Origin of the sequence: Frankia nepalensis (assembly GCF_016786325.1) — a bacterium.
GTDB lineage: Bacteria > Actinomycetota > Actinomycetes > Frankiales > Frankiaceae > Pseudofrankia > Pseudofrankia nepalensis.
Window position 1 is genome coordinate 1 of record NZ_JADWYU010000262.1, and the last position, 6,533, is coordinate 6,533.

The 6,533-nt window shown below is 70.9% G+C and carries 5 protein-coding genes; 4 read left to right on the forward strand and 1 reads right to left on the reverse strand.

The genetic code is table 11. From position 1 onward, the window contains the following. On the reverse strand, positions 1–842 hold an 842-nt coding region (locus I6A81_RS39865; protein WP_203006718.1), incomplete at its 3' end, for a cytochrome P450 family protein. 499 nt (positions 843–1,341) lie between these two features. On the opposite strand from I6A81_RS39865, the gene I6A81_RS39870 reads away from it, so the two are divergent. The 4 genes from I6A81_RS39870 (at position 1,342) to I6A81_RS39885 (ending at position 6,421) form a co-directional block, all read left to right on the forward strand. Then, positions 1,342–2,487, forward strand: a complete 1,146-nt coding sequence (locus I6A81_RS39870) for an acyl-CoA dehydrogenase family protein (RefSeq protein WP_203006717.1) — start codon at positions 1,342–1,344, stop codon at positions 2,485–2,487. A gap of 62 nt (positions 2,488–2,549) precedes the next feature. Further along, the gene (locus I6A81_RS39875) at positions 2,550–3,764 is read left to right on the forward strand and encodes an acyl-CoA dehydrogenase family protein (RefSeq protein WP_407661459.1); all 1,215 of its coding nucleotides are present in this window, start codon (positions 2,550–2,552) and stop codon (positions 3,762–3,764) included. A gap of 45 nt (positions 3,765–3,809) precedes the next feature. Beyond that, entirely contained in the window at positions 3,810–4,871 is a 1,062-nt protein-coding gene (locus I6A81_RS39880) for a phosphotransferase family protein (RefSeq protein WP_203006715.1), read from the forward strand. A 176-nt stretch (positions 4,872–5,047) separates the two neighbouring features. Beyond that, positions 5,048–6,421, forward strand: a complete 1,374-nt coding sequence (locus tag I6A81_RS39885) for an ABC transporter substrate-binding protein (protein WP_203006714.1) — start codon at positions 5,048–5,050, stop codon at positions 6,419–6,421. Positions 6,422–6,533 lie beyond the last annotated feature (112 nt).

Below are 6,533 nucleotides of genomic sequence, written 5' to 3' on the forward strand. Positions count from 1 at the left end.
ACGGCGGTCGGGACGAGGGACGGGTCGGCGGACAGCCGTCGCCACTGTTCCGGGTTGGTCAGCAGCGCGTGCAGCCCACCCGAGATGGCAGCGCTCGTCGTGTCGTGACCGGCGGTCGCGATCAGCACGTAGTAGCCGACGGCTTCCAGCTCCCCGATCGGATCCCCCTCGATCGTGGAGTTGGCGATGACGGACGCGAGGTCGTCGGTCGGGTTCTCCCGGCGGTTCGCGATCAGCCCCTGGAAGTACTGGAAGAAGTCCAGCAGGGCCAGCGCGGCCGCCTCGTCGCTGGCGTCTCTCGCCAGGTCAGCGTCCTCGGCGCCGAAGAGCTCCTGGGTGAGCTTGAGCATCCTCGGGAAGTCCTCCTCGGGCATCCCGAGCAGCGAGAGGATGACGTAGAGCGGGTAGTGCGCCGCGACGTCGGTGAAGAAGTCGCACTCGCCGCCAAGGTCGGCCAGACGGTCGACGTAGCGCTTCGCGAGCTCGGCGATCCGGCCGGACAGCTTGCGGACACCGGCGGGCTTGAACCAGTCCGCGCTGATGTGCCGGTAGACCAGATGGTCGGGCGCGTCCATCTGGACCAGCGTGCGCACCGGTGCCTGCGGGCTGTCGGGATTCTGGTGCACGGTCGTGCGTGGCGCGTTGTGCCAGACCTCGGAGTCGCGCGAGATCTCCATGACGTCGTCGTAGCGGGTGATCGCCCAGAACGGCGGGTACTTCGCGGACTCGACCCGGTGCACCGGAGACTCGCGGCGCAGCAGCGCGGTAGCCGCGTGGAAGCGCTTCTCGTCCGCGTACGCCTTCGGGTCGGTGAAGACGCCGCCCGCCGCTTCCAGATCCATGCCCAGTCCTCTACGACGCCAGTGGAGATGAGTGGACAGCGCCCGCACGGCGCTCGGACGAGGGCCGGGTCGATCAACGCCCGGGATCGCGCCTCGCGGCGCGGACCGCTACCGAGAAGGTCGACATCCCCGCGCCCAGGGCCGAGGATATATCTAGAGGTATAGCGACGCAACGGCCGCGGCGAGATCGGTCCGGACGGGCGGCCTCGCACCTCGGACGTACCGCGCCGGCGCCGCGGACGTGGCTGTCGCGCGACCGGGACGACTGGTACTGTCGCTTTCAAGACCGGAGTATGAGACTTTACCCACGCGAACGTGCCACTGCCCGGTCCGACCTCCCGGCGGCTCCCGGAGGTCCTCATGAAGATCACGAATCCGAAGGGGCCCGCCACGTCGGAGCTGGATCCTCCAGCCCGACGGCGCCCCGTCGTTCAGGCGTCGTAGCGGGACCGCGGCGACGGGGAGAGCCGACCGGCCACGCGGGACGCCCAGGAGGACGATGTTCACGCAGACGGCGGACCAGGATCTGCTCGAGGCCACCACGGAGCAGTACCTGGCGGCGACCTACCCTCCCGCGCGCCTGCGTGAGCTGGCGCGGCGGGACTCGACGTTCGACGCGGCGCTGTGGAAGCAGGGTGCCGAGCTGGGCTGGACGACACTCCTGGTGGCGGAGAGCGCCGGCGGTGGTTCGGTCAGCGGCAACGGCCTGGCCGACCTGGTGGCGGTCGCGTTCCAGTTCGGGCGGCACGCCGCGCCCGGGCCGCTGATCGGGACCAACATCGTCGCCGCGGCGCTGGGACGGTGGGGCTCGAAGGAGCGGCACGGCGCGGCGCTCGCCGAGCTGCTCGACGGCGGCGCCACCGCCGCCTGGGGGTACGCGCCGCGGCTGGGGCGGCGTGCCCCGGCGGGGGTACGGGCGGCCCGCTCGGGCGACCGGGTGGTTCTGGACGGCACGGTGCCCCACGTCGAGACCGGGGCGCCGAACGGATATCTCCTGGTCGCCGCGGTCGACGACGATGGCACCCGCTCGCACCATCTCGTCCCGCTCGACGCCCCCGGAGTCCACACCGCCCCGCTGGGCGGACTGGACCTGACTCGGCGCTACGCGGCGGTCGCGTTGCGGGGGGTCGCGTTGCCGGCGACGTCCCGGGTCGGCGAGCCCGGCACCGCAGACGATCATGACGAGGAGCTGCTCGACCTCACGGCCGTGCTGCAGGCCGCCCAGATCGTCGGCGCGATGGAGCGCGCGTTCGCGATGACGCTGCGCTGGACGGGCGACCGGTACTCGTTCGGGCGGCCGCTCGGGTCCTACCAGGAGATCAAGCACCGGATGGCCGACCTGCGCACCCAGCTCGAGGCGGGCGCGGCCGTCGTCGAGAAGGCGGCGCGGCGGGTCGGCGACGGCGCCGGCGACGCCCGGTCGTGGGCGAGCGCCGCCAAGGCGTACGCCGGCCGGCTCGGCCCGGAGGTGATCCAGGACTGCGTGCAGCTGCACGGTGGCATCGGCGTCACCTTCGAGCACGACCTGCACCTCTACCTGCGCCGGGCCACCGTCGACGCGCAGTCGTTCGGCACCCCGGCGTACTTCAGCGAACGGCTCGTGCGACTGGTCGAGGCCGGCATGCAACAGGAGGAGACGGCGTGAACGCGGACCTGGAGGATGTCGACGCGTTCGCGGCGCGCGCCCGTGCCTGGCTGGCCGAGAACATGCCCCTGGCCGACCAGGGCAGGGAGACCTTCTTCCTCTACGCCGCCACCCACCCCACCGACGACGAGGTGCTGGCCCGCGCCGCCACCTGCCGCCAGCTGCAACGCCGCCTGTTCGACGGCGGGTTCGCCGGCATCTGCGTGCCCAGGGAATACGGCGGGCAGGGGCTGACGCCGGCGCACCAGGCCGCGTTCAACCGAGAGATCAAGGGCTACGACTACCCCGCCGAGATCCAGGCATCCACGTTCATCCCCTGCATGGCCGTGCTGCTCGAGTTCGGCACCGAGGAACAGAAGCATCGCCACATCCCAGGGATGCTGCGCGGCGAGGAGATCTGGGTCCAGCTGCTGTCCGAGCCGGGCGGCGGCTCCGACGCCGCGGGCGCGGTCACCACCGCGACCCGCCACGGCGACCAGTGGCTGCTGAACGGGTCGAAGATCTGGACCACGTCGGGCTGGTGGGGCGACTGGGCGCTGTGCCTGGCCCGCACGAACTGGGACGTCGAGAAGCACCGAGGGCTGACGGTGTTCAGCCTGCCGATGTCCGCCCCCGGCCTGGCGATCCGCCAGGTCGAGCTCGTGAACGGCTCCAAGGACTTCTGCCAGGAGTTCCTCACCGACGTCGCCGTGCCCGACGCCGACCGGATCGGCGACGTCGACGCCGGCTGGAGCGTCATGACCCGCTGGCTCCACCACGAGCGGACCATCTCCGGCGGCTCCCCCTACATCACCGGCGGCGGAAACCGGCCGAGCGACGGCCCTTACGAGATCACCGTGCTGGTCACCGCCGCCCGCCGGCTCGGCTTGATCGACGACAGCCACACCCGCGGCCTGCTCGGCGAGGCCCGTGCCGACGCCCTCGTCCAGCGGGCGCTCGTCGAGTCCGTCACCCGCAAGATGGCCACCGGCGCGCTCCCCCACCACGCCGCCGCGATGCTGCGCCTGTTCGGCGGCACGACGAACGCCCGCCGGGCGGCGATCGCCACCGAGGTGTACGGCGAGGCCGGGGTGGTCTGGGCGCCCGACGAGGAGACCAACGCCCAGGTGGGGCTCGGCTACCTGATCCGCCAGGCGTCCTGCATCGGCGGCGGCACCACCGAGATGGCCCGCAACGTCATCGCCGAACGGCTGCTCGACATGCCCCGCGAACGCCGCGCCGACACCGACGCCTTCCGCGACGTGCCTCGCGGACCGCGGGCGAGCAGCACCCCCTGACGATATATATATAGCTTTTTCCTGCCGCAACCGCGAGGTCAGCTCATGGACTTTCAGTTACGTGATCCTGGGGAGACCGCCGGGCGACTGCGCGCCTGGCTCACCGATGTCCGCGGGCTGGCCGACGTCGAGGTAGGGGACCCGACCATCCCCGCCGGCACCGGCGCGTCCAACGAGACGGTCCTGTTCGACGCGACGTGGTCCGGCCCCACCGGGCCGGAGCGGCACCAACTGGTCGCCCGCATCGCGCCGACGAGCTACGTGGTGTTCCCCGACGACACGTTCGCCCTGCAGTTCCACGTGATGCGCGCCCTGGCCGACGCCTCCAGCGTGCCGATGGCGCGGATGCACTGGTTCGAGCCGGACCCGTCCCTGTTCGGCGCCCCCTTCTGGATCATGGACCGAGTGGCCGGCCAGATCCCCAGCGACACCCCGCCCTATGCGTCGGGCGGCTGGTTGGCCGAGGCGACACCCGAGCAGCAGCATGGCGTCTGGGTCAGCGGCGTGCGCGCCCTGGCGAGTGTCCACACCACGCCGCTGGACGGCCTGAGTCTCCCCTCGGGCATGCTCGTGACACCCGACGACCCGCTTGCCGCCGAGATCGAACGCTACGAACGATTTCTCGCCTGGGCGGAGGAGGACAAGCCCTTCGAGCTGGCCAGGGCCGCGCTCACCTGGCTGAAACGCAACCAGCCCCGGGCGTCCGTCGAACCGCCGACGCTGTGCTGGGGCGACGCTCGGCTCAGTAACCTCATCTTTCAGGACTTCGAGGTCGCCGCAGTTCTCGACTGGGAGATGGCGGCCGTCGGCGACCCGCTTCTCGACCTTGGCTGGTGGGTCTTCGCCGACGAAACCCTGACCAGGGGCGCGGGCTTCGACCGTCTGCCGGGCTTCCCGGCGCGCGCGGAAACGGCCGCGCTCTGGCGGTCGGCCACCGGGCGCTCCACCGACAACCTCGACTACTTCGAGGTGTTCGCCGGGCTCCGGTTCACCGTGATCATGGCGCGGATGGGAAGGCTGATCGTCGACATGGGCCTCATGCCCGACACCTTTCCCTACGACAACCTGGTCAGCCAGGGCCTGCGCCAGGTCCTGTCCCGGGTCTGAGCGTGGCGCCGCTTCGGCGCCACGGAACTGAATGATCATCGCGGGACGAACGCAGCCGGAAGGCGCGGCCGCGATCACCGTCGTCGACGAGCATGCCCCCTCTCGTGACCTGATTTCCGTTTCATCCGGTCGCGGCGTGCCTGACGGCGCGCCGCGATCTACGACAAAGGATTCTGATGAGGCTGTCGGCACGATTAACCACCCGACTCGTCGCGGCACTGGCCGCGTCGTCCGCGATCATGGCCGGGATGGCCGCCTGTTCGGACGACGACGCCACCACGGCGACCAGCGACCCGGCGATCAGCGTCACCGACGTGAAGGCCGGGCCCGCGTCCGGATGGAGCGACGGCGGGTTCAAGCCCGACCTGTCCGCTCTCCGCTGTGGCCAGACGGCCGCTGACCCGACCAGGGGCATCACCGACACCGAGATCACCGTCGGTGGGCTGGCCTACCTGACGAGCCCGTCCGGCAGCTCGATGACCGGTACGGACGCGGGCGCCAAGGCGCGGTTCGCCCGCGCCAACGACGAGGGCGGCGTCAACGGGCGCAAGATCAACTTTGTCGGCGTCCTCGACGACGGCAACGACCCGGCCCGCAACGGCTCGCAGGCCAAGGTGCTCGTCGAGCAGCAGAAGGTCTTCGCGGCCGTGCCGGTGATGACCAGCGGCGCGAGCTACCTCGACACCTTCTGCGCCCAGACCGTCCCCTTCTTCGGCTGGGGATTCAACTCCGGCTTCTGCAACACCTCGATCGGGTTCGGCATCACCGGATGCCTGCTGCCTGAGAAGGACCTCAAGGCCACCGCCACCACCTACGGTGTCATGATCAATGCTCTCTTCGGTGGCGACGCGACCGGGAAGACGCTCGCCCTGGTCGGCAACGACGGCGACACGGCCCGGACCGGCCTGGCCTCCATCGCCCGGCAGCTGAAATCGGTCGGCCTCGACGTCGTGTACCTGGAGACGCCCGTTCCCAACTCCGGCCTGGCCGACGCCACCCCGATCGTGAGCGCGATCATGACGGCGAACAAGGGCGCGCCCCCGGACGTGGTGCTCTACGGCACGGACTTCACCTCGACGCTGAAGCTGACCGAGGCGCTGGGCGCCGCCGGGTACAAGGGCAAGCACCTCAACACCGTCGGCTATGACCCCCGGCTGGCCGCCGCCAACCTGCCCGGGCTGCAGGGGGCCTACACGTCCCTGCAGTGGCAGCCGGGCGTGGACCTCTCCGTGCCGGCGGTCAAGCAGATGGCCGATGACCTCGAGAAGTACGCCCCCGGCACTCCGCTCAGCCTGCCGACGATCGCCGGGTACTGGTCCGCGGACCTGTTCCTCGCCGCCGCGACCAAGGCTGGCAGGGACCTGAACCTCAACACCCTGCTGAAACTCATGAACGACGACTTCACCTACTACGTCGAGAACGCGATGCCCGAGTCCCGCTGGCCGCTCAACCACTTCCTGTCGACACCCTGCACGTCCGTCGTGCAGATGGCCGGCGACAAGTACGACATCACCAGCGACCTCGCGTGCGGGTCCTACACGACGAGCTGACCGCCGCGGTCGGCCCGGTGGGCCGAACCCGCATCTCTATCCGCGCCGCCGGGCACCCGGCCCCGGGCCCGGCGGTGGGGGCCGCCGCGGGGCGTGGCGGCGCCCGCCCCCG